Source organism: Aeromonas caviae (genome assembly GCF_000819785.1).
Taxonomy (GTDB): domain Bacteria; phylum Pseudomonadota; class Gammaproteobacteria; order Enterobacterales; family Aeromonadaceae; genus Aeromonas; species Aeromonas caviae.
The window spans coordinates 15,951-38,638 of record NZ_CDBK01000107.1 but is presented as its reverse complement, the minus strand read 5'-3'; the positions used below and the strand labels follow the sequence as shown (position 1 = coordinate 38,638).

The window sequence follows — 22,688 nt, the reverse complement described above, 5'->3', positions numbered from 1 at the left end:
ATATGAAACATGTTGATCGGAGTCCTGTTTGCCCTGCTGGCCGGCCTGATGTGGGGGCTCATCTTCGTCGCCCCCCTCTTGGTAGACGGCTATCCCCCCGCCCTGCTCGCGAGCGGCCGCTACCTCGCCTTCGGCCTCATCGTACTGCCGCTCGCCTGGCAGGCACGCAAACACCTGGCGGCCCTCTCGGCCAGCGACTGGCGAGAGGCCCTCGCCCTCACTCTGGTGGGGAACCTCCTCTACTACTTCTGCCTGTCGGGGGCCATCTTGCGCATCGGCTCGCCCCTGGCGGCCATGTTTATCGGCACCCTGCCGGTGGTGACGGCCCTGGCCGCCAACCGCCTCTATGGCGCACGGGACGGTCGCCTCTCCCGCACCCGGCTCTACCCGTCCCTGGTGCTGATGGGGGCCGGCCTCTGTCTGGTCAACAGCGCCGAGCTCACCTGGCACACCGAGGCGCGCACCGAACAACTGCTTGGGCTCGCCCTGGCGGTGGGCGCCGTGCTGTGCTGGACCTGGTATCCCCTGCGCAACGCCCGCTGGCTGCGCGAGCACCCGGGCCGCAGTCCGGCCGTCTGGGCCACCGCCCAGGGGCTGGTGACCCTGCCGGTGGCGCTCATTGCCTATCTCGGCAGCCTCGGCCATCTTGCCCTGAGCGCACCGGACTTTCCCCTGCCCTTCGGGCCGACGCCCCTGCGCTTCGTGCTGCTGATGGGGGCAGTGGGGCTCCTCTGCTCCTGGCTCGGCACCCTATGCTGGAACGAAGCGAGCCAGCGCCTGCCGACCGTGCTGGTCGGGCCGCTCATCGTTTTCGAGACTCTGGCGGGGCTCTTGTACGCCTTTATGCTGCGCGGGATCATGCCCCCCATGAGTACCCTGGTGGGTGTCGTCTGTCTGGTGGCGGGAGTGCTCTACGTCATCACCGGCAAGCCGCAGCACCTGCCGGAAAAACCCGTCAAAGCACGGTTAACTTGACTCATGTCATCTTGATAAACCGCGGGTTTCCCTATACTGGCCGAGTTTTATCACTCGTTTTTGGGGGCTGCTGTGTGTGAAGTGACGCAAGCCCGGTTGGCCGAATGGCATCAGCGCCTTCTGACCGACTGGGCGCAAACAAGAGAGGAGCTGATCCGTCAGCTCAAGGCCTGTCGACAAGATGACTGGGCACAGAAGGTGGAGCGCTGCGAGCGGGATCAACTGGTTGATCTGACCAGCCGTCTCGATCTGCCCGGGGTGGAACACAGCGTGGCACGCCTCAAGCGGCTCGACGCGGCGCTCTGCCAGATGGATCTGGGGCTCTATGGCTTCTGCTCCGATTGTGAGGAGCCGCTGCTCCCTGAACAGCTGGAACAGGATCCGACCCTGCAACGCTGCCCGCGCTGCGAGGCCCGCTACCGCAAGGGATTCCACGCTCACGAACTCTGATGGGGGCACCCTTTGTGCCCGCCATTTTCCTCCTCCACCCCTTCTCGCTTCCCATCATGACCAACCCTCTGGTGCGACGATCCCGGCAACCCCTGGGGGCAGCCGCACAGGCATGAAAAAGGGGAGTCATGGACTCCCCTTCTCGTACTGCGTACTCGTCACTGGGCCAGCAGGTGGCCTACCAGCTCATGACGCCACCCTTGCAGCAACATGGGCTTGTCCGCCCTGGCCCGCTCCTCGGCACTCATGCGCCAGCTCCAGGTGAAATACTGGTGGATGATCTTCTTGCTCGCCACCAGCTCCGGCGGAATGTTGCTGGCCTTGGCCTTCTCCTCCACCATGGCCTTGATGCGCTTGAGCTCGGCCTTGTACTGGGGAAAGTCCACCAGACGGCGGATGGGATCGGGCCAGCTCGCAGGGTCGCTCTGCTGGGCGGCGGCGACGATGTCCAGCATCCGCTTGCCGTGGATCTTGATCTCGATGGGCGAGAGGCCCAGCTCGTTGAGATCCCGAAGGGAAGCGGGACGACGCTCCGCCACCTTGAACAGGTGCAGCTCTTTCACCACGAAGTTGAGGGCGAGATCCCGGCGTACCGCTTCCTGCTGGCGCCAGGCGGCCAGCTCGCGCAGGATGGCCAGCTCACGGCGACCCAGTTGCCAGGCGTTGACGATCTCGAGGTAGGCTTGACGGGGATCGCTGCCCTGGGTCTTGCGGGCGGAGTGGTTCTGGCACTCCTGCTCGAACCAGGGGAACTTGCCGCTCTCGCTCAGTCTGGCCATCACCTTCTCGTAGAGGGGCATGAGGTAGAAGACATCCGCCGCGGCATATTCCAGCTGACGAGGGGTAAGGGGGCGCGCCAGCCAGTCGGTACGGGCCTGATCCTTCTCAAGCTCGACCCCGAGGAATTCGTTGACCAGGGCGCCAAACCCCACCGACACGCCATGACCCAGGAAGGCTGCCGCCAGCTGGGTATCGTGCATCTGGTTGGGCAGGTGACCCGCCTGATGCTGGATAAGTTCCAGATCCTCACCGGAGGCGTGCAGGATGGCAATCTGTCCGGCCCGACCGAGGCGTTGCCACAAACCGGAGAGATCCAGGGTCAGGGGATCGAGCAGGGCAAGCTGCTTGCCATCGTAGATCTGGAACAGACCGAGCTGGGGATAGTAGGTACGGGTGCGAACGAATTCGGTATCGATGGCCAGGGGAACGTCGGCCAGAGAAGCGAGATACTGATCCAGTTCGGCTTGCTGTGAAATGAGTTGATATTGCATCGTTGCCTGCACGTTGGTCGGATCCAGAAAGAAAAAACCGTGGATGTCCCACGGTTTTGCATAACGACAGCGCTGGACTGCAAAGCAGTGCATGCCGGTTACTGCTTGGCAATCTCCTCGTCGCGCAGCACGCGGCGCAGGATCTTGCCCACGTTGGTCTTGGGAAGTTCGTCGCGAAATTCTACCAGTTTCGGCACCTTATAGGCAGTCAGATGTTTGCGGCAGTGGGCAATTATCTCCTCTTCCGCCAGCTTTGCATCTTTCTTGACCACGAAGATCTTCACCTGCTCGCCGGACACCGGGTTGGGTACGCCGACGGCGGCCACCTCCAGCACCTTGGGATGCAGGGCTACCACGTCTTCTATCTCGTTCGGGTAGACGTTGAAGCCGGAGACCAGGATCATGTCCTTCTTGCGATCGACGATCTTGAAGAAACCCTGCTCGTCGCATACCGCGATGTCGCCGGTGCAGAGCCAGCCATCCTGCATCACCTCGGCGGTCGCCTCCGGGCGCTGCCAGTAGCCGGTCATCACCTGAGGACCGCGTACCTGCATCTCGCCGGGGGCACCCCGTTCGGTGACCTGGTTCCCCTCGTCATCCACCAGACGGATCTCGGTGGAGCAGACCGGCAGACCGATGGAGCCGTTGTAATCCACCAGATCATAGGGGCAGACGCTCACCAGGGGCGAGCACTCGGTCAGGCCATAGCCCTCCAGCAGCGGGGTGCCGGTCAGCCCCTTCCACTGCTCAGCCACCGCCCGTTGCACCGCCATGCCGCCACCGATGGTGAGCTTGAGCTTGGCAAAATCCATGCCCTTGAACTCGTCGTTGTTGACCAGGGCGTTGAACAGGGTGTTCACCCCGGTGATGCAGGTGAAAGGATACTTTTTGATCTCTTTGACAAAACCCGGGATGTCGCGGGGGTTGCTGATGAGCAGGTTGTAGCCCCCCAGACGCATGAACAGCAGGCAGTTCACCGTCAGGGCGAAGACGTGATAGAGCGGCAGCGCCGTGACCACGAACTCCTTGCCGCGCTCCAGCACAGGGCCATAGACACCGAGGCACTGCTCGACGTTGGCGATCATGTTGCGATGAGTCAGCATGGCCCCCTTGGAGAGGCCGGTGGTCCCGCCGGTGTATTGCAGGAAGGCGATGTCCTGGTTGCTGATCTCGGGTTTGATGTACTGCAGGTAGCGCCCCTTGGCGAGGGCCTGGCGCATGGTGCTGGCATGGGGCAGGTTGTACTTGGGCACCAGCTTCTTGACGTATTTGACCACGAAGTTGACCAGGGTCCCCTTGGCCAGCCCCAGGTTGTCTCCCATCCGGGTCAGGATCACATGCTTGACCGGGGTGTCATACACCACTTTTTCCAGGGTGTGGGCAAAGTTGGAGACGATGACGATGGCCTTGGCGCCGGAGTCTTTCAACTGATGCTCCAGCTCGCGCGGGGTATAGAGGGGGTTGACGTTCACCACCGTCATGCCGGCCCGCAGGATGCCGAATACCGCGATGGGGTATTGCAGCAGGTTCGGCATCATCACGGCCACCCTGTCCCCCTTGCCGAGCTTCAGCTCGTTTTGCAGGTAGGCGGCGAAGGCTCGGGACTGCTCCTCCAGCCGGCGGTAGGTAATGGTCTGCCCCATGTTGACGAAGGCGGGCTGATCGGCGAACTGGTTCACCGACTCTTCAAACATCTCGACCAGAGAGCCGTATTGGTCTGGATTGATCTCGGCGGGCACCCCTTCTGGATAACGCTTCAGCCAGACTCTTTCCACGAACTTCTCCTGCATAACTCGCACCTGTGCGCTCACTGTGTTGCCTCCGTCCCTGTCACATCCATTTCAATCAATTGTTTTAAGTTCATGCTCTAATGCCGCACATATTTACATAAGGCAACATCAATTAACAGTGAATTAACAACGGGAAATGTGAGGGAGAAAGCAAACCTGACATGATTCAAAGCCGCCGATCCTACCGGATTTGAGCGAAGTTTTCGATATAAACGGCGGTTTCTGATGAATTTTCCATATGAAAATGATGGCCTCCTGCCACTGTCACCCGTTCAATGTGGCCAAAGGCCGCCTCCCGCAACTGCCACTGTGCCAGGAGCCCGGGGAAGCCCTGCTCTCCCCGGATAAAGAGCACCGGACAGGCGATGGCCCGGATCAGGGCCTGGGCCTGCCCCTCGCTCATGCGCAGGGGGGAGAGATCGCGAAGACGGGGATCACTGCGCCAATACCAGCGCCCTGCCCGCGCCTCCAGCTGCCGCTCGCAGATAAGGCGTGCCGCACTCGAGGGAATGTCCGCCACCTTGCAGCGGGCAGCCACCGCCTCCTCGAGGGTGGCAAATCCACTGGTTGCACGCTCACGGGTACGAGTGCGGTTGAGGATGGCGCGGCGCAGCTGCCCCGGTACCTCCTCGTCGGGCTGGCTCAAGGGGCCGAGCCCCTCCAGCAGAATGAGCCGCTCGATTTGTTCGGGAAAAACGCCGGCATAGGCAGAGGCAATCAGCGCCCCCAGGGAGTGACCAAGCAGGATGAAACGCTGCCAGCCCGCGGCCTGGCTGATCTGGTAGAGATCATCCAGCCAGTCCACGAAGACATAGGGAGTCGACTTGTGATCGGAGTGACCATGGCCCGGCAGATCGACGCAGACCAGATGAAACGCCCCCAGCCAGGGGGCCAGAGGCAAAAAGCTGGCACCGTTGTCGAGCCAGCCATGGAGGGCCACCAGCAGCGGTCTGCCCTCCTGACCATTGTCCAGCAGGGCGATGTGCCGCCCGTCCGCCAGGCGCAGCCTGCGCTCCTGCAATGTCGCCGTCATCCGGGCTCCTCAGCGGCGCAGGGGCCGTCTGGGCCAGAAGGGATCATAGAAAGGATCGTAAAAGTAGGGATCCATGTAGCGGATCTCCACCTCCTTCACCGGTGGCCACAGCTTGCTCCCCGTCACCTTGAGTACCGAGAAGCGATACTTGTGCTCGCCAATCTGGCTGTCCACCGGCTTGTCGAGGGTGCCGAGCACCGTCAGGCTGCGACCCTTGGCATAGAGGGTCGGGTCGACAAACCCCTGCATGATGGCGAGAAAACGACCTGGGCTCTGCTCGGTCTGCTCCGGCACCCCGTTGGACTTGAGGGGCAGATAGACCACCTCGATGACACTCTGATCCGCCTTGTTGTGGACCGCCGAGATGACACCGCTCCAGCGGGCCGGCTTGCCTTCCATCCCCTGCAGAGCGGGTTGATAGGCCACCAGCTGATCCGCAGGCTCATAGGCAAGCTCTTTGGGCACCGTGCTGCAACCGCCCAGCAGCAGCCCCACCAATCCCAGCATGATCACGGATTTTCTCATTCGTATCTCCTTCATCATCCGACAAAGCAGCCCGGGACAGCCGCTGCCGTTTATTCGCGACCCGGCAGTTTCTTCCAGGTCACCTTGTCGCGCAGATAGACAGGGGTGGCCTGCTCTACCGGCACCGCCTCACCCGCAAACCAGGCCTGGCGTGCCAGAGGCAGCATGTCGGCGGCCGCCGGGAAACGCACCTGGCTTGGCATCAGCACATCTGCCAGGCCGCCCAGGGTCTCGCCATAGGTTTCAAAACCGGTGCCAACGCAGCTCACCGCGCCAGTCAGCTTGTCACGGGCCTGCACCAGTGCGGCTGGCTCGCTCACCACCTCCTCGCCCACCAGCGTCATCACTCCGTCCACCAAGGCGTAGTGGCCGAAATAGACCTCGTCCATGCGCGCATCGATGGCGGCAAGCACCTGCTCGGCCCCTTCCAGCTTATGGGCCCCCTGGGCCATGGCTGCCAGGGTGGAGACACCGATCATCGGCACGCCGGCACCAAAGGCGAGCCCCTGGGCCACGCTGATCCCGATCCGTACCCCGGTGAAGGAGCCAGGCCCACGGCCAAAAGCGATGGCGTCGAGCTCATCCAACGATAGACCGGCTTCATCCAACAGAGCCTGAACCATGGGCAGGATCTTGCGGGTATGGTCACGGGGCGCCTCTTCCCAGCGGGAGTAGAGGGTATCGCCCACCAAGAGGGCTGCGGAGCAGGCTTCGGTGGCGGTATCCACGGCCAGGATCTTCAACTCATCCATTCTTTTTATTCTCTTCACATCAGTCAGTTAAATCGTCAGCATGGCCAAGGCCTGCCGTCATGCATGACCGGGGGCAATCAGCCCCGGCGCGGCGGACTCACTCCCGTGGTCCGAAAAATTCTCCCAGGGTCGCCAGCTCCCGGGTCCGTGGAATGGCAGGCAGGCTCTTGATGAAGGTGGCGCCATAGGGCTTGTTTACCACCCGGGGATCACAAATAACCAGTACGCCGTGATCACTGCGATCACGGATGAGCCGCCCCACCCCCTGCTTGAGGGCAATCACCGCCTTGGGCAACTGCAGCTCGGCAAAGGGATCTCCCCCCTTGAGCTTGCAATCCTCCACCCGTGCCTTGAGCTGGGGATCGTCCGGGCTCGCAAAGGGCAGCTTGTCGATGATAACACAGGACAATGCCGCCCCCCGCACGTCTATCCCCTCCCAGAAACTGCTGGTGGCCACCAGCACGGCCCGACCGTTTTCCACGAAGGTCTTGAGCAGCCGCTGCTTGTTGTCTTCCCCTTGCAGCAGGACGGTGCGGCCGATTTCCCGGCGTAGCACCTCGGCCACCTGGCGCATCACCTGATGGCTGGTGCAGAGGAAGAAGCACCCCCCCGGCGTCTTGTTGATGAGGGGGATCATCAGGGTCGCCAGCTGCTCCCCGCGCCCGAAGGCATTGGGCTCTGGCAGGAAACGGGGTACGCACAGGCGCGCCTGCTCGGCGTAATCGAACGGACTGTCGAGAATGAGTTCGGCGCTGCCGGCCAGCCCCATCTCGGCGACGAAGTGGGCGAAGCGATTGTCCACCGTCAAGGTGGCCGAGGTGAAGACCCAGGCCACCTCGGGGCGCTGCACCTCGGCACCGAAGCGCTCGGCGACCGACAGCGGCGTCAGATTGAGGGTAAAGTGCAGACGCGAACAGTCATACCAGTAGGAGAAACCGGTCTGGTTGACCGCCAGCACCTCCCCAAGGCGAGTACGCAGCTCGCTGATGCGCTCGAAACAGTGATCCAGCTGCTCCCCTCGCCCGAGCGCCAGTTTCAGCACTTCATAACAGAGCCCGATGGCATCATTGAGGCGGGCCAGCGCCTGGGCCCAGAGGGATTGTCTCAGCAGATCCCGGGTGTTGCCGCGCCCCCCCTCCACGCCGAAGGCAAGGCGCAGATCCTGACTGGCAATGGCGAGCCTGTCCGCCGCCTTGCCAAGCTGGGCCATGTCATGAGCCTCTGCCCGGTAGGCGAGCTGGATATCCTGCGCCAAATCCTGGATGGTGCGACTGCCCACGGACTTGCCGAAGTAGTGGCTGGCGATCTCGGGCAGCTGGTGCGCCTCGTCGAAGACATAGACCTGCGCCTCGGGCACCAGCTCGCCAAAGCCGGTGTCTTTGACCGCCATGTCGGCGAAAAAGAGGTGGTGGTTGATCACCACCACCTGGGCGTCCATGGCACGGCGCCGGGCGATGACCAGGTGACAATCATCGTAATAGGGGCAGTCGCGACCCAGGCAGTTGTCGTTGGTGCTGGTGACGTGGGCAAGGATCTCGGCGTTCTCCTGTAGCCCCGGGATATCCCCCACATCGCCGTTGTCGGTAGCGGTCGACCAGGATTTGACCTTCACGAGATCGCTCAGGATCTCGGGCTTTTGCAGATGGGATTCACTCAACAGCCGGTTCATCCGCTCGATGCAGAGGTAATTGCTGCGCCCCTTGAGCAGTGCCACCGGCGGGGTGTAGTGAAGCGCCCCCGTGATGGTGGGCAGATCCCGATAGAAGAGCTGCTCTTGCAGGTTCTTGGACCCGGTGCTGATCACCACCCGCTTGCCGGATTCCAGCGCAGGCACCAGATAGGCATAGGTTTTGCCAGTGCCTGTTCCAGCCTCCACCAGCAAGCGGCCACCTTGCTTGATGGCACGGGACACCGCCTCGGCCATCTCCAGTTGCGGGGCACGGGCCTTGAAGCCGTCAATATGGCGGGCCAGGGGGCCGTCTGGCTTGAACAGGGTCTGGATGATGGTCAAAGGCATGTCCCGCTGCAAAAGCGGGCATTATGCCAAAAGCGCGGAAAAAGCGGGACTGATAATGCGTTCAGACGAAGAGATCAATCCGGTGGTCCGGATCCGGTTTGTGATCATCATCCTGCACCGCTGGTTGATCAGGCTTTGGCGGCTGCTCTCTCTGCTGGTGATGCTGGCCACCGCCGCCATTGTCGGTGCCTATCTTGCGCAGCTGATGTTTCTGGCTGATCTGGGTCACCTCCCGCTTGATGTCATCCGGGCTCGGTGTCGAGGGTGCGCGGGGCAGGATGGGAAATAACAGGTCCTGGCTGGGCATGATGTCGCCTCCTTTGGCATCTCATTGTCTAGTTATCGACCAGAAAACCGTTTTCTCAACTTTAATCGTCCTGATCACATTTTTCGGTTGCATTTTCTGTCAAGGCAGGTAGTTTAAATCGGGCGTCAACAACGGCATCTGATTTGTAAAGGATTGATTACATCATGAAGTTCACCAACCTGAAGACTCATCATCACCATCATCATCCCGAATAGTCTTTCAGGAGGTTGACTGCTGGAAGACACTTAACTGGTGACTTCCAAAAGGACCGCAAGATTCATGAACCCTCGGAAGCACATACTTCCGAGGGTTTTTTCGTTTTTGACTAGAAGGAAATCGAGCAATGGAAACACAACGTCTGCGCATCGCCATGCAAAAATCCGGTCGTCTGAGCCAGGATTCCCAGGCCCTCTTCAAGAGCTGCGGCCTCAAGATCAACCTGCGGGAACAGCGCCTCATCGCCCATGTCGAGAACATGCCCATCGACATTCTGCGAGTGCGTGATGACGACATCCCGGGTCTGGTGATGGAAGGGGTGGTCGATCTTGGCATCATCGGCGAGAACGTTCTCGAAGAGGTGCAGCTCATCCGCGCAGCCCAGGGGCAGCCCTTTGCGGTGAAGACCCTCAAGCAGCTCGACTTCGGCGGCTGCCGCCTCTCTCTGGCGGTGCCGGACGATGTCAACTACACAGGACCCGAGAGCCTTGCCGGCAAACGCATCGCCACCTCCTACCCCGGTCTGCTCAAGCGCTTCTTCGACGAGAAGGGCCTGGGCTTCAAGAGCGTTATGCTGGGCGGCTCGGTGGAAGTGGCCCCCCGCGCGGGTCTGGCCGATGCCATCTGCGATCTGGTCTCCACCGGCGCGACCCTGGAAGCCAACGGCCTGAAAGAGGTCGAGGTGATCTACCGCTCCAAGGCCGTCCTGGTGCAGGCTCCCAACCCTCTGAACGATGCCAAGCAGAAACTCATCGACAAGCTGCTGCCCCGCATCCAGGGGATGCAGCAGGCGCGCGAAAGCAAATACATCATGCTGCACGCCCCCAAAGACAAGCTCGATGCCATCACCGATCTGCTGCCGGGGGCGGAACGTCCCACCATCATGCAGCTCGCCGGTGACACCAACCAGGTGGCCCTGCACGTCGTCTCCAGCGAAACCCTGTTCTGGGAGACCATGGAACAGCTCAAGGCCCTGGGTGCCAGCTCCATCCTGGTGCTGCCCATTGAAAAGATGATGGAATAAGCCAAGAGAGATGGAATAAGGAAGACACATCATGCAGACCCTGATCTGGAAGACCCTCTCCCCCGCCCGGCAAGCCGAGGTCCTGACCCGGCCCGCCCTTGGCGACGAAGCCGACATCGGTACTGTGGTGCGAGACATCATTGCTGCGGTACGCAGCCGGGGCGATGAGGCCCTGCGCGAGCTGAGCCAGCGTTTCGAACGCGCGCCCCGCGAACAGCTTCGGGTGAGCGACGCGGAAGTGGATGCCGCCTGCGCTCGACTCGGTGATGATATCAAGGGCGCCATCGAGGCCGCCATCGCCAATATCCGTACCTTCCACGCCGCCCAGGTGCAGCCCGTCGTGCGCGTCGAGACCCAGCCAGGGGTACTGTGCGAGCTGCGCACCCAACCCATCAGCCGGGTCGGTCTCTATGTCCCGGGAGGCAGCGCGCCGCTCCCCTCCACCGTGATGATGCTGGCCATTCCGGCAAGTCTGGCCGGTTGCCGTGAGGTGGTGCTCTGCACCCCGTCTCCGGCGAGCGACGAGATCCTGTTTGCCGCCCGCGCCTGTGGCGTTCGCCAGGTGTTCGCCATCGGCGGCGCCCAGGCCATCGCGGCCATGGCCTATGGCACGCAGACCATCCCCAAGGTGGACAAGATCTTCGGCCCGGGCAACGCCTATGTGACCGAAGCCAAGGGCCAGGTTTCCCGGGACTGGCGGGGCGCCGCCATCGACATGCCAGCCGGCCCCTCCGAGGTGCTGGTGATCGCAGACGAGAGCGCCAACCCGGCCTTCGTGGCATCGGATCTGCTCTCCCAGGCCGAGCACGGCCCCGACAGCCAGGTGGTGCTGGTCACCACCTCCGCTTCCCTGGCCGATGCCATCGGCAGCGAGATCCAGGCGCAACTCGCCGAGCTCAGCCGCCGCGACATCGCCGAGCAAGCCCTGAAGGCAAGCCTGGTGATCCTCTGCGACAGCCTGGAGGAGGCCTGCACCATCTCCAACGCCTATGCCCCGGAACACCTCATCGTGCAGACCCGGGCCCCCCGGGATCTGCTGGACAAGCTCGAGAACGCGGGCTCCATCTTCCTTGGGGCATGGACACCGGAGTCAGTCGGTGATTACGCCAGCGGCACCAACCACACCCTGCCCACCTACGGCTATGCCCGCACCTGCTCGAGCCTGGGACTTGCCGACTATCAGCGCCGCTACACGGTTCAAGAGCTCACTGCAGACGGCATTCGCGGCCTTGGCCCCATCGTCCAGCGCATCGCCCAGGCCGAGGGACTCGATGCCCACAAGCATGCCGTCACCCTCAGGTTGAACGCCCTGGCCGCCGAGCCCCAACAAACAGCACAGCAGAAGGATTTGTCATGAGCATCGCCAATCTGGCCCGTCGCGTTGTACGGGCTCTCACTCCCTACCAGTCCGCGCGCCGCATCGGCGGCCAGGGCCACGTCTGGCTCAATGCCAATGAGGCCCCCCTGGCCTATCCCTTCACCGTCGAGGGGAGTCGCCTCAACCGCTATCCTGAGTGCCAGCCGGCCGAGGTGGTAAACGGCTATGCCGCCTACGCCGGGGTCAATCCGGATCAGGTGCTGGTAAGCCGCGGTGCCGACGAGGCCATAGAGCTCTTGATCCGCACCTTCTGCGAGGCAGGGGAAGATCAGATCCTCATCTGCCCCCCCACCTACGGCATGTACGCCATCAGCGCCGAGACCTGTGGCGTGGGGATTGTCGAGCAGCCATTGACCGCCAGCCGTCAGCCGGACTGGCCCGCCATCGCCGATCGCCTCTCTGACGTGAAGCTGGTGTTCCTCTGCTCCCCCAACAATCCCACCGGGGATCTGGTGGGCCGCAAGGGACTCGTCGCCCTGCTGGAGAAGGCCCGGGACCGCGCCATCATCATCGTGGACGAGGCCTACATCGAATTCTGCCCGGAGGCCTCCGTGGTGGACCTGCTCGCCCAATACCCGAACCTGGTGGTGACCCGCACCCTCTCCAAGGCCTTTGCCCTGGCGGGGATCCGCTGCGGCTTTACTTTGGGGGATCCCGAGGTGATTGCCATGCTGGCCAAGGTGATCGCGCCCTACCCCATTCCCGACCCCATCGCCCAGATTGCCGCCCAGGCGCTCTCTCCCATGGGGCTGGAACTGATGCAGGAGCGGGTGCTGGAACTCAACAAGCAAAAGGCGCTCATCAAGGCGGAGCTGCTTCGTCTGCCCTGCGTCAAGGAAGTGTTCGAGGACAAGGGCAACTTCGTGCTGGTGCGCTTCAAAGATGGCGCCGCCGTGTTCGTCGCCATGAAGGCCGCCGGCATCATCTTGCGTGATTTCTCCAGCAAGCCTGGCCTTGACAACAGCATCCGCATCACCATCGGCTATCAGGGCGAAATGGACGCCGTGCTCGCCGTGCTGCGTGACCTGCCCCCACCCTCTCTGTAAGACAAGCAAGGATGTAGCGATGAAAACCCCGTTTTTGTTTATCGACCGTGACGGCACCCTGATCGAGGAGCCGGTCACCGACAAGCAGGTGGACAGCCTTGCGAAGCTGCGCTTCGAGCCCATGGTGATACCTGTGCTGCGTGAGCTCCAGGCCGCCGGCTACGTGCTGGTGATGGTGACCAACCAGGATGGGCTCGGCACCGCCAGCCTGCCCCTTGAAAACTTCCAGCCGCCCCACGACCTGATGATGCACCTCTTCGAATCCCAGGGCGTCACCTGGGAGCAAGTGCTGATCTGCCCCCACTTCCCCACCGACGGTTGCAGCTGCCGCAAGCCTCACCTTGGGCTGGTGAAGGAGTATCTCGCCTCGGGCCGCATCGACTTTGCCAACTCCTTCGTGATTGGCGACAGACAGACCGACATCCAGCTTGCCGAGAACATGGGCATCCGCGGCATACGCTACCACCCGCAAGATCACGGCTGGACTGCCATTCGTGATCAGCTGCTCTCCAAGGGGCGCGTGGCCGAGGTGGAGCGCTACACCAAGGAGACCCGCATCCAGGTGGCAGTGGATCTCGACAAGAGCGGTGGCAACCAGATCGCCACCGGCATCGGCTTCTTCGATCACATGCTGGATCAGATAGCGACCCACGCGGGCTTTCGCCTCAAGCTCAAAGTGAGCGGCGATCTGCACATCGACGATCACCACACGGTGGAAGATGTGGGATTGGCGCTGGGTCAAGCCCTGCGCCAGGCCCTTGGCAACAAGCGCGGCATCGGCCGCTTCGGCTTCGTGCTGGCGATGGACGAGGTGCAGGCGGTGATCGACGGGCGTCCCCGCCAGGAGGCTGACAACACCTCGCTGACCGAGCTGGATGTGGCCACGGCGCTGGATCTGAGCGGCCGTCCCTACTTCGTGTTCGACTGCCCGAGCGGCTTTGGTCGCGACAGCGTGGGAGAGATGGCCACCGAGATGGTGCCCCACTTCTTCCGCTCCCTCTCTGACGCCATGGCCATCACCTTGCAGATGAAGGTGGGCAGCGGCAACACCCACCACCAGGTGGAGGCGCTGTTCAAAGGCTTTGGCCGCGCCCTGCGCCAGGCCATTCGCGTGGAAGGGAGCGAGCTTCCCTCCAGCAAGGGGGTGCTGTGATGGGGAAACAGAACCTGGTCATCATCGACACCGGCTGCGCCAACCTCGCCTCGGTGCGCATGGCGTTCGAGCGCCTCGGCGTGCAACCCAGGGTGAGCTGCAAGGCCGCCGACATCGAGCAGGCGGACAAGCTGATCCTGCCCGGCGTCGGCACCGCCATCGCCGCCATGAAGAACCTCAATGAACGGGAACTGGTGCCCCTCATTCGCGCCGCCAAGCAGCCGCTGCTCGGTTTTTGCCTCGGCATGCAGATGCTGGCACAGGCCTCGGAAGAGAACATGAGCGCCGATGGCAGCGAAGGAGCGCTCATCGACTGCCTCGGCATCGTGCCTGGCAGGATCCGCCTGATGGAGGTGGGCAACCTGCGCCTGCCCCACATGGGCTGGAACCAGATTGAACACGACGAGACCCACCCGCTACTCAAAGGCATCCCCAGCGGCAGCTACTTCTACTTTGTCCACTCCTATGCGCTGGAGGTGACCGACGCGACCCTGGCGACCTGCGACTACGGCCTGCCCTTTACCGCCATCGTCGGGCGGGACAACTTCTTTGGCGCCCAATTCCACCCGGAGCGATCCGGACCGGCCGGTGCCCGCCTACTGCAAAACTTTCTGGAGCTATGACAGGCATGATTATTCCCGCAATCGACCTCATCAACGGTCAGGTCGTGCGCCTCTACCAGGGCGACTACGGCCAGAAAACCGCCTACAGCGACAACCCGCAGGCCCGCTTCGATGACTATGTCAGCCAGGGGGCGGCGCAGCTGCACCTGGTTGATCTGGACGGCGCCAAGGATGCCAAGGCCCGCCAGTTGGCCCTCATCGCCCAGTTGCTGTCCGCCACCGAGGCACCGGTGCAGGTCGGCGGCGGCGTGCGCAGCGAACAGGACGTGGCCGACTTGCTGGCGGCCGGCGCCAGCCGGGTGGTGATCGGTTCCACCGCCGTCAAATCCCCGGATCTGGTGGCCAGCTGGATGGAGAAATATGGCCCCGAGCGCATCGTGCTGGCCCTGGATGTCAACATCGATGAACAGGGCAACCGCCACATCGCAGTGGCTGGCTGGCAGGAGAACAGCGGCATCTCCATCGAGGCGCTGATCGAGCGCTTCCTCCCTGCCGGACTCAGACACGTGCTCTGCACCGACATCAGCCGGGACGGTACCCTGGCGGGCACCAACGTCGAACTCTACCGGGATCTCTGTGCCCGCTACCCGAGCGTCGGCTTCCAGGCCTCCGGCGGTATCGGCGGTCTGGCGGATATCGAGGCGCTCAAGGGAACCGGCGTCAAGGGGATCATCCTCGGCCGTGCCCTACTGGAGGGCAAGTTTGACGTGGCAGAAGCCATTCGCTGCTGGGGTGACGGCCGCGCGGCGTGACGCGCCCCTTTCCGGCATCAGACAGCCTGCCCATCCGGGCAGGCCTCTTTCTCCCCGATGGGGGCGAACCTTATGATTTGGCAGCAATTGGCTCTATACTCGACCTCACAGGGATAGCGTCATGGAAGACATATGTTGACACCTCACAACGCCACCATCCTGATCGTCGACGACTCACCCGAAAATCTGATGGTACTGACCGAATTGCTTTCGCCTCATTACCGCGTGCTGGCTGCGCAGAGCGGGGAAAAATGCCTGCGCATCGTCAGCGCGGATCCAAAGCCTGACCTCATCCTGCTGGATGTGATGATGCCCGGCATGGATGGTTATGAAGTGCTCAGGCAATTGCGTCAGTCCCCGATCAGCAGCCGTATTCCCGTCGTTCTGCTCACCGCCCTCGCCGACCCCCAGAGCGAGGAGTTCGGCCTCTCCCTCGGCGCCGCTGATTACATCACCAAGCCCATCAAACCGGTGGTCGTTCAGGCCCGGGTGCGTACCCAGCTGGAGGCCAAGCAGGCCCGTGACGGTCTGCAAAACCAGAATGCGGCGCTGGAAGCCGAGGTCGCGCGGCGAATGGCGGAAAACGACCTGATCCAGCAGGTCTCCATCCGCGCTCTCGCCCATCTGGCGGAGATCCGCGACCCCGAAACCGGCAACCATATCCTGCGCACCCAGGGCTATGTGCGTCTGCTGGCCAGCGCCCTGGCTGATCACCCCCGTTTCGCCGATACCCTGACCCCGGGTTACATCGACCTGCTGAGCCGCTCCGCACCGCTTCATGATATCGGCAAGGTGGGCATTCCCGACCACATCCTGCTCAAGCCGGGCAAGCTGACCCCGGAGGAGTGGCAGATCATGCGCACCCACGCCAAGCTCGGCAGCGATGCCATTGAAGAGGCCGAACAGGACATGGAGCAGCCCCTGGCCTTCCTCACCCTGGCCAAGGAGATCGCCCACTGGCACCACGAGAAGTGGGATGGCAGCGGCTACCCGGACGGCTTGCAAGGGGACGCCATCCCCCTCTCGGCCCGCCTGATGGCACTGGCAGACGTGTTTGACGCCCTCATCTGCGCCAGGGTCTACAAGCCGGCCATGAGCTACGACGAGGCTCGCGCCCTCATCCTCTCCGGCAGCGGCCACCATTTCGATCCCGATGTCGTGACCGCCTTCGATCGCCATTTCGACGCGTTCGTCACCATTGCCGAACGCTACCAGGATGGCAGCGAGGCCGTGGATGGCTGAGGCTCCCCTGACCCGGGCACATGTGCTCAACGTCGTGCTCACCTATGCCGCCGTGGCAAGCCTGTGGATCCTGCTCTCCGACAAGGCGGTGGAGTGGTTGTTCAGCACCCCTGCCCAGTTCGCCATGGCAAGCACCATCAAGGGCTGGCTCTTCATCCTCATCACGGCCCTCATGCTCTATGCCATGCTGCGTCGTCGCATTGACACCACCGGCAGCACACCTGTCTTTACGCGGCGTCAATGGATCCCCTTCCTGTTGCTCAACGGGCTCATTCTGGCCCTGACCGCCATGGCCATCGCCCGCAACATCGAACTGGCACGCAACAAGGAGGTGGCTCGTCTCGAAGCCATCGCGGATCTCAAGAGCCAGCGCGTCACCGAGTGGCTCGGTACCCACGAGGAGGATATTCACCAGCTCATAAAGGGTCTGGGCAGTACTGATTTCTATCGTCCCGGACAAGCACCATCCTCACCCGAAGCGATCACGCCACCACTGGCAAGGCTGCTCGAATTCATCTCGGTACGCGGATTTCACGGTGCAGCCGTGTTCAATCCTGCCGGGCACCCCCTGTGGCATACTCCGGGTGGCGACACCATGAATGCCACGTTGCGTGACGCCCTGCCACGGCTCGAGCAGGGCAACGTCATGCGTCTTGGTCCCTATCTCGATGATCGCGGTCACGCCAGGCTGGACTTTCTGGTCAATCTGGAGGTCGCTGCAGGACCTGCCCCCGTGCTGGTGATGCAGATAAGCGCAAATCGCTGGCTCGATCAGATCCTGGGGGCCTGGCCCGTCCCAGACAGCAGCGGAGAAGCCATTCTGTTTCGCCAGCAGGGGGATCAGGTCCACTATCTGAGTAGCCTGCGCTATCGCCCGGAACCGGCTCTCACCCTGCACTATCCCGTCACCCACCCCACCCTGCTGGCAGCCCAGTATTTGCGGCTCGCCGAACGCGGCACGCCCCAGGTACTCTATGGCCAGGATTACCGGGGTAGCGAGGTCTTCGGGGTTGTCTATCCGGTCATGAACACGGACTGGTACCTGCTGGCCAAGATCGACAAGGCGGAACTCTACCAGGCCACCTTCAAGGAGAGCGTCTGGATCGGTCTCATCGGCCTGCTGGTGCTCTTTGTCACCAACGCCGGCATCATCCTGCTGCGCCAGCACACCCGGCTGCAGATGGCCGAACAGCTCCAGCACTCCCAGTCCCAGCGCCTGGAGGCGTTGCAACTGCTCTCCGCCATCGCCGACAGCTCGGAAGACGCCATCTTCGCTAAGAACAAGGAGGGCAGATACATCCTCTTCAACCGGGCCGCCAGCCAGTTTGTCGGCAAGCCGGTTGACGAGGTGCTGGACCAGGATGATCTGACGCTCTTCCCGCCGCAGCAGGCGCAGATGCTGATGGCATCCGGGCGCCAGGTCATAGAGCGCAACCGGGTGCAGACCGAGGAGGAGTACCTGACCCTGCCCGATGGCGAGCATGTGTTTCTCGCAACCAAAGGTCCCTTGCAAGACAGCGAGGGGCAGGTGATCGGGATCTTCGGCATCTCTCGGGACATCACGAACTTCAAACGGGCCGAGGCCGACTTGCGAGAGCGGGAGGGGCTGTTCCGTGCACTGGTGGAGCAATCCCTTGCCGGGATCTACATCATCCAGCAGGGTCGACTCTGCTACATCAACCCCTGTTTTGCCCGACTGTTTGGCTATGACACCCCGGGGGCGCTGATCGCCGTTGGCCAGTTACACGCCCTTGCCGCCCCCAAGGACAGCACCAGGGTCGCCGAGCTGGTGCGCGCGTGCGAGCAGGACGCGCGCGATATCCACACCCGCTTCAGTGCCCTGCATCAGCACGGGGAATCTCTGGAGGTCGAGCTGTACGGGCGGCGCGTCGACTACCTCGGCCAGCCCGCCATCATCGGCATTCTGCTCGATGTCACCGAACGGGAGCAGGTTGAGCAGGCCCTGACCCGCCAGGCCAGCGAGCTGCGCCAGCAGAACCATGAGCTGGAGCGGTTCAACAAGGTGATGGTGGACAGGGAACTCGCCATGCTGGCCCTCAAGCACCAGATCAACGGGCTCTCCCGTCAGCTCGGAGTGCCGCCCCCCTATCCCCAGGCCCCCATGCCACCGGAGGATCTCCCATGATGAGCTGGTCACCCCTGTGGCATGTGCGCCCCTCCACCCAGCGCTGGGGGATCTCCCTGCTGGCTGTGCTGCTGCCCGTTCTGATGTTGCAAATCCGGGTCCAGCTGCCCATCGCCTTTGGCGAGCGACCGCTGCTGGTTCTCTTCATGCTGCCCATCATCGTCTGCGCCCTGTTGGGGGGCTTGTTGCCAGGTCTGCTCTGCACCCTGATCACCGCCCTGGTCACCAGCTATTTCATGCTCCCCCCCATCTATTCACTGAGTGTCGAGGCTGGCCAGGATCTGGTGCAATGGTGCCTGCTCATCGCCAACGGTCTGCTCATCAGCGTGCTCAGTGCCGCCTTTCATCGCGCCCGGGCCAGAGAGGTCCTGCGCTGGCAGGAACTGATGAACACTCAGAACCAGTTGCAGCAGAGCGAGAACCGCTTCCAGGTCACCTTCGAACAGGCGGCGGTCGGCATCGCCCTGGTCTCCCCCGATGGACACTGGCTGCGTGTCAATCAGCGGCTGTGCCACATCCTGGGCTACCGGGCCGACGAACTCACCGAGATGACGTTCCAGCAGTTGACCCACCCGGACGATCTCTACCTCGATGAGGCCCATGTGGCCCGGGTGCTGGCGGGGACCATCCCCCACTACACCCTGGAGAAGCGCTACCTGCACAAGGGGGGCGAGATCATCTGGACCACCCTGACGGTGGCCCTGGTGCGCGACGCCGAAGGCAATCCCGACTACTTCATTTCCATCATCGAGGACAACCGGCAGAACAAGGAGACCGAGGAGGCGCTGCGCCGCAACGAAGCCATACTGCGCGAGTCCCAGCGTCTCGCCAAGATAGGGAACTGGCGCTGGCGCGTGGCCGATGACAGCCACTTCTGGTCACCGGAGATCTATCGCATCTATGGCCGGGATCCGGCCCTCCCCCCCGCCGTCTATCCCGAGGTCAGAAAATACTTCACCCAGGAGGGGTGGCACACGGTGGCCCAGGCCGTCGAGCGCTGCAGGATGGACGGGCAGCCCTACGAGTGCGATGCCGAAGTGATCACGGAGCAGGGGGAGACCGCCTGGGTCATTGCCCGCGGGGCGGCGCTCAGGGACAGGGATGGCACCATACTCGAGCTCTACGGCACCGTGCAGGACATCACGGAGCGCAAGCTCGCGGAGCAGCGCCTGCAACACAATCAGCAGATGGCGCTCGATACCCAGCGCCGTGCTCGCCTCGCAGCCCTGAACCTGATGGACGACGCCATCAGTGCACGGGTGCGCGCCGAAACCGTCAGCAGCGCCCTGCGCGAGAGCGAACAGCGCCTGCTGATGGCCCAGGAAGGAGCCCATGTCGGCATCTGGGAATGGGACATGGTCAGCAACCGTCTCTTCTTCTCGCCGGAATGCGCCCGCCTCTATGGCCGCAGTGCCGAGGTGCTCGGCGAGCTGGCCGCCTGGCAAGCCTGCCTGCATCCGGATGACAGGCCCCGCATCGAGCAGTTGCTGGCGGAGCGGGCGGTCAGCGGCGCCCCCGTCGAGCTGGAGTTCAGGATCCTGCTGCCAGATGGCGGAATCCGCTGGCTGGTGAGCAAAGGGAGCGTCTATCGGGACGCCCAGCAGCGGCCCGTGCGCCTCCTTGGCATCCATCTGGACATCACCCAGAGCAAGCTGGCCGAGCAGCAGTTGCGCCAGTTGTCCCTGGCCCTCGAACAGAGCCCTGACGGCGTCTTCATCACCGACACCCGGGCGCGCATCGAGTATGTCAACCCCGCCTTCCTCGCCGCCAGCGGTTACCAGCAGCACGAAGTGATAGGCCGGACCCCGTCCCTGCTGCGCTCTGGCCTCACCCCGGATGCCAGCTATGTTGCCCTGTGGGATGCCATCAACCACGGCCAGCGCTGGCATGGCGAATTCATCAACCAGCGCAAGGATGGCTCCCACTACCAGGTGCTGGCCACGGTGTCGCCGATCCGCCAGGAGAGCGGTGAAATCACCCACTACGTCACGGTCCAGGCCGACATCACCGAGAAGAAGCAGCTCGGCGAGGAGCTGGACCAGTATCGCTACCACCTGGAGGAGATGGTCAACGAGCGCACCCGGCAGCTGGCCCAGGCCCACCAGCGGGCCGAAAGCGCCAACCACGCCAAGAGCGCCTTCCTTGCCAACATGAGCCACGAGATCCGCACCCCCATGAACGCCATCCTGGGGCTCACCTATCTGCTCAAGCGCGACACCCGGGATCCCACCGACCTCGAACGGCTGACCAAGATAGACACTGCCGCCCAGCACCTGCTCAGCATCCTCAACGACATCCTGGATCTCTCCAAGATCGATGCGGGCAAGATGACGCTGGATCTGACCGATTTCTCCCTCACCGCCATGCTGGACAACGTCCGCGCCCTGATGAACGACCAGGCCAGGGCCAAGGGGCTCACCATAGTGACGGACATCGGCGATACCCCCGCCTGGGTGCATGGCGACATCACCCGCCTGCGCCAGGCCCTGCTCAACTATGCGACCAACGCCATCAAGTTCACCGAGCAGGGAACCGTCACCCTGCGCTTCAGGCTGGCCCGCCCCCTCACCACCGGCTACCTGCTGCGCTTCGAGGTGGAAGACACCGGCATCGGCATCACCCCTGCGCAGCGCGAGAAGCTGTTCCAGGCGTTCGAACAGGCGGATGTCTCCACCACTCGCAGATATGGCGGCACTGGCCTTGGCCTTGCAATCACCAGCCGGATCGCCGCCCTGATGGGGGGGGAGGTCGGAGTCACCAGCGAGCCTGGCCAAGGTAGCTGCTTCTGGTTTACCGCCAGGCTGTTCAAGGCAAAGGAGGACGCCCCTTCCCGGACCCCGTCCGAGCAGGGGAACGAACAGTCCTTCAGCTTCCCTCGCCACGCCCGAGTCCTGCTGGTGGAAGACAACGCCATCAACCGGGAAGTGGTGCTCGAGCTCCTGTGCCACAGCGGCCTCGTCATCGAGACGGCCGTCAACGGCCAGGAGGCCCTGGCCCGCGTCAGCCAGCACCCCTTCGACCTCATCCTGATGGACATACAGATGCCGGTGATGGATGGCTACAGCGCCACCCGCGCCATCCGGGCCCTGCCCGGCATGGACAGGTTGCCCATCCTGGCGCTCACCGCCAGCGCCTTCGAGGAGGACAGAAAGGCGAGCGCATCGGCCGGCATGAACGATTTCATTGCCAAGCCCGTCACCCCCGCCAAGCTGTTTGACGCCCTGCAGCGCTGGTTGCCCCAGGGCAAGGTCACCGAGCTTGCCCCGGACGACAGCACTCGCCATCCCGTGACAGGCCCCCTTGCCCGCTTGCAGGCACACCCGGGTCTGGATCTCGACCAGGGGCTGGCGGCCCTCAACGGCAATCAGGAGAAATACCTGGCCCTGCTTCGCTACTTCATCCATGAGCATGGCCAGGACATGGCCCGGCTGCACTGCCACTTGCAGGCCGGGGAGCACAGCGATGCAACTCGCATGGTCCACAGCCTGCGCGGCGTGGCGAGCACCCTGGGGGCACATGAGCTGTCGCGCCACTGCCTGGCCCTGGAGCAGGCCATCGCGGGCGGCGACACTGAGCCCACCGGACTCATGTCATCCATCGATGAGGAGATCGCCGCCCTTTGCGCTCTGCTCGGGGACGATCTCGCCGCCCCGACCACCGATCTGGTGCCCCTGGGAGATCAGTGGCGCCAGCAACTGCTGGCCCAGATGGAAGCCCTGCTGATACAAAGCGACACTGCCGTGATCCCCCTCTACGAGCAGTATGCCGGTCCCCTTCGCCTCATGCTGGGGTCTCGCAGTGACACCCTGACCAGGCAACTGAAGGCGTTTGATTTTGATGCTGCCCTGCTCACCCTGCGCCAGCATATGGCAACGGACGAGACCCACCCGGACGATCGGGCTCCCCTCCCCGAGGCGCCAGCCTGCCATCCGGGGCAGGTGAAGGGCGACAAAGGGTTGAATCACTGAATAAAGTCATGCATATAGTG

Annotated in this window: 18 protein-coding genes and 1 other annotated feature; of the genes, 11 read left to right on the top strand and 7 right to left on the bottom strand. The window is 63.0% G+C overall.

The genetic code is table 11. The annotated features are described in order from the left end of the window. The first annotated feature begins 9 nt into the window (after positions 1 to 9). Both BN1120_RS19345 and BN1120_RS19340 read left to right on the top strand, forming a co-directional pair. Entirely contained in the window at positions 10 to 975 is a 966-nt protein-coding gene (locus BN1120_RS19345) for a DMT family transporter (RefSeq protein WP_042017610.1), read from the top strand. A gap of 81 nt (positions 976 to 1,056) precedes the next feature. Next, positions 1,057 to 1,425 (top strand): TraR/DksA family transcriptional regulator, encoded by a 369-nt coding sequence (locus tag BN1120_RS19340; RefSeq protein ID WP_039039175.1) that lies wholly within the window; start codon positions 1,057 to 1,059, stop codon positions 1,423 to 1,425. 158 nt (positions 1,426 to 1,583) lie between these two features. On the opposite strand, the gene rnd is transcribed toward BN1120_RS19340, so the two are convergent. From rnd to BN1120_RS19305, 7 genes are all read right to left on the bottom strand, one after another. Beyond that, complete coding sequence (rnd, locus tag BN1120_RS19335; protein ID WP_042017673.1) at positions 1,584 to 2,696, bottom strand: ribonuclease D; 1,113 nt, start codon at positions 2,694 to 2,696, stop codon at positions 1,584 to 1,586. 98 nt (positions 2,697 to 2,794) lie between these two features. Continuing rightward, positions 2,795 to 4,471 carry a long-chain-fatty-acid--CoA ligase FadD gene (gene fadD / locus BN1120_RS19330; protein WP_010674700.1) on the bottom strand — a complete coding sequence of 559 codons (1,677 nt, stop codon included), beginning with the start codon at positions 4,469 to 4,471 and terminating at the stop codon, positions 2,795 to 2,797. Positions 4,472 to 4,667: 196 nt separating this feature from the next. Next, complete coding sequence (locus BN1120_RS19325) at positions 4,668 to 5,519, bottom strand: alpha/beta fold hydrolase (protein WP_042017609.1); 852 nt, start codon at positions 5,517 to 5,519, stop codon at positions 4,668 to 4,670. 9 nt (positions 5,520 to 5,528) lie between these two features. Next, positions 5,529 to 6,044 (bottom strand): Slp family lipoprotein, encoded by a 516-nt coding sequence (locus BN1120_RS19320; protein ID WP_039039136.1) that lies wholly within the window; start codon positions 6,042 to 6,044, stop codon positions 5,529 to 5,531. A 50-nt stretch (positions 6,045 to 6,094) separates the two neighbouring features. Then, on the bottom strand, positions 6,095 to 6,796 hold the full coding sequence (gene tsaB, locus BN1120_RS19315; protein WP_042017608.1) for a tRNA (adenosine(37)-N6)-threonylcarbamoyltransferase complex dimerization subunit type 1 TsaB: 702 nt from the start codon (positions 6,794 to 6,796) through the stop codon (positions 6,095 to 6,097). Positions 6,797 to 6,893: 97 nt separating this feature from the next. Further along, positions 6,894 to 8,813, bottom strand: coding sequence for an ATP-dependent DNA helicase (locus BN1120_RS19310; RefSeq protein WP_042017607.1), 1,920 nt, complete (start codon positions 8,811 to 8,813; stop codon positions 6,894 to 6,896). A gap of 61 nt (positions 8,814 to 8,874) precedes the next feature. Further along, a complete protein-coding gene (locus BN1120_RS19305) occupies positions 8,875 to 9,120 on the bottom strand; it encodes a hypothetical protein (RefSeq protein ID WP_010674695.1) in 246 nt (81 codons plus the stop codon). A gap of 190 nt (positions 9,121 to 9,310) precedes the next feature. After that, positions 9,311 to 9,439 (top strand) — a sequence feature (His leader region). Between the two features lie 24 nt (positions 9,440 to 9,463). Between BN1120_RS19305 and hisG the strand changes: the two genes are divergently transcribed. From hisG to BN1120_RS19260, 9 genes are all read left to right on the top strand, one after another. Then, positions 9,464 to 10,360: an ATP phosphoribosyltransferase gene (gene hisG, locus BN1120_RS19300; RefSeq protein WP_010674694.1), complete on the top strand. Its 897-nt coding sequence runs from the start codon at positions 9,464 to 9,466 to the stop codon at positions 10,358 to 10,360. A 31-nt stretch (positions 10,361 to 10,391) separates the two neighbouring features. Beyond that, entirely contained in the window at positions 10,392 to 11,717 is a 1,326-nt protein-coding gene (gene hisD / locus BN1120_RS19295) for a histidinol dehydrogenase (protein ID WP_042017606.1), read from the top strand. Then, entirely contained in the window at positions 11,714 to 12,784 is a 1,071-nt protein-coding gene (hisC, locus tag BN1120_RS19290) for a histidinol-phosphate transaminase (protein ID WP_042017605.1), read from the top strand. Before hisD ends, hisC begins: the two co-directional genes overlap by 4 nt. Before the next feature lie 19 nt (positions 12,785 to 12,803). Continuing rightward, complete coding sequence (gene hisB / locus BN1120_RS19285; protein WP_042017604.1) at positions 12,804 to 13,937, top strand: bifunctional histidinol-phosphatase/imidazoleglycerol-phosphate dehydratase HisB; 1,134 nt, start codon at positions 12,804 to 12,806, stop codon at positions 13,935 to 13,937. Then, complete coding sequence (gene hisH, locus BN1120_RS19280) at positions 13,937 to 14,560, top strand: imidazole glycerol phosphate synthase subunit HisH (protein WP_039039129.1); 624 nt, start codon at positions 13,937 to 13,939, stop codon at positions 14,558 to 14,560. Before hisB ends, hisH begins: the two co-directional genes overlap by 1 nt. Before the next feature lie 5 nt (positions 14,561 to 14,565). Continuing rightward, positions 14,566 to 15,312, top strand: coding sequence for a 1-(5-phosphoribosyl)-5-[(5-phosphoribosylamino)methylideneamino]imidazole-4-carboxamide isomerase (hisA, locus tag BN1120_RS19275; RefSeq protein WP_010674689.1), 747 nt, complete (start codon positions 14,566 to 14,568; stop codon positions 15,310 to 15,312). Between the two features lie 132 nt (positions 15,313 to 15,444). Continuing rightward, the gene (locus BN1120_RS19270) at positions 15,445 to 16,554 is read left to right on the top strand and encodes a response regulator (RefSeq protein WP_010674688.1); all 1,110 of its coding nucleotides are present in this window, start codon (positions 15,445 to 15,447) and stop codon (positions 16,552 to 16,554) included. Beyond that, positions 16,547 to 18,700 (top strand): PAS domain-containing protein, encoded by a 2,154-nt coding sequence (locus BN1120_RS19265; protein ID WP_080768123.1) that lies wholly within the window; start codon positions 16,547 to 16,549, stop codon positions 18,698 to 18,700. The genes BN1120_RS19270 and BN1120_RS19265 overlap by 8 nt, the downstream gene beginning before the upstream one ends. Next, entirely contained in the window at positions 18,697 to 22,668 is a 3,972-nt protein-coding gene (locus BN1120_RS19260) for a PAS domain S-box protein (RefSeq protein ID WP_042017602.1), read from the top strand. Before BN1120_RS19265 ends, BN1120_RS19260 begins: the two co-directional genes overlap by 4 nt. The last annotated feature ends 20 nt before the right edge of the window (positions 22,669 to 22,688 follow it).

What these genes read in the sequence shown, in the direction of transcription:
- tsaB (WP_042017608.1), bottom strand. Translation starts at nt 6,796, where the DNA reads ATGGATGAGTTGAAGATCCTGGCCGTGGATACCGCCACCGAAGCCTGC.
- hisG (WP_010674694.1), top strand. Translation starts at nt 9,464, where the DNA reads ATGGAAACACAACGTCTGCGCATCGCCATGCAAAAATCCGGTCGTCTG.
- hisA (WP_010674689.1), top strand. Translation starts at nt 14,566, where the DNA reads ATGATTATTCCCGCAATCGACCTCATCAACGGTCAGGTCGTGCGCCTC.
- BN1120_RS19260 (WP_042017602.1), top strand. Translation starts at nt 18,697, where the DNA reads ATGATGAGCTGGTCACCCCTGTGGCATGTGCGCCCCTCCACCCAGCGC.
- hisB (WP_042017604.1), top strand. Translation starts at nt 12,804, where the DNA reads ATGAAAACCCCGTTTTTGTTTATCGACCGTGACGGCACCCTGATCGAG.
- BN1120_RS19305 (WP_010674695.1), bottom strand. Translation starts at nt 9,120, where the DNA reads ATGCCCAGCCAGGACCTGTTATTTCCCATCCTGCCCCGCGCACCCTCG.
- rnd (WP_042017673.1), bottom strand. Translation starts at nt 2,696, where the DNA reads ATGCAATATCAACTCATTTCACAGCAAGCCGAACTGGATCAGTATCTC.
- hisH (WP_039039129.1), top strand. Translation starts at nt 13,937, where the DNA reads ATGGGGAAACAGAACCTGGTCATCATCGACACCGGCTGCGCCAACCTC.
- BN1120_RS19345 (WP_042017610.1), top strand. Translation starts at nt 10, where the DNA reads ATGTTGATCGGAGTCCTGTTTGCCCTGCTGGCCGGCCTGATGTGGGGG.
- BN1120_RS19320 (WP_039039136.1), bottom strand. Translation starts at nt 6,044, where the DNA reads ATGAGAAAATCCGTGATCATGCTGGGATTGGTGGGGCTGCTGCTGGGC.
- hisC (WP_042017605.1), top strand. Translation starts at nt 11,714, where the DNA reads ATGAGCATCGCCAATCTGGCCCGTCGCGTTGTACGGGCTCTCACTCCC.
- BN1120_RS19310 (WP_042017607.1), bottom strand. Translation starts at nt 8,813, where the DNA reads ATGCCTTTGACCATCATCCAGACCCTGTTCAAGCCAGACGGCCCCCTG.
- BN1120_RS19325 (WP_042017609.1), bottom strand. Translation starts at nt 5,519, where the DNA reads ATGACGGCGACATTGCAGGAGCGCAGGCTGCGCCTGGCGGACGGGCGG.
- BN1120_RS19270 (WP_010674688.1), top strand. Translation starts at nt 15,445, where the DNA reads ATGTTGACACCTCACAACGCCACCATCCTGATCGTCGACGACTCACCC.
- BN1120_RS19265 (WP_080768123.1), top strand. Translation starts at nt 16,547, where the DNA reads ATGGCTGAGGCTCCCCTGACCCGGGCACATGTGCTCAACGTCGTGCTC.
- hisD (WP_042017606.1), top strand. Translation starts at nt 10,392, where the DNA reads ATGCAGACCCTGATCTGGAAGACCCTCTCCCCCGCCCGGCAAGCCGAG.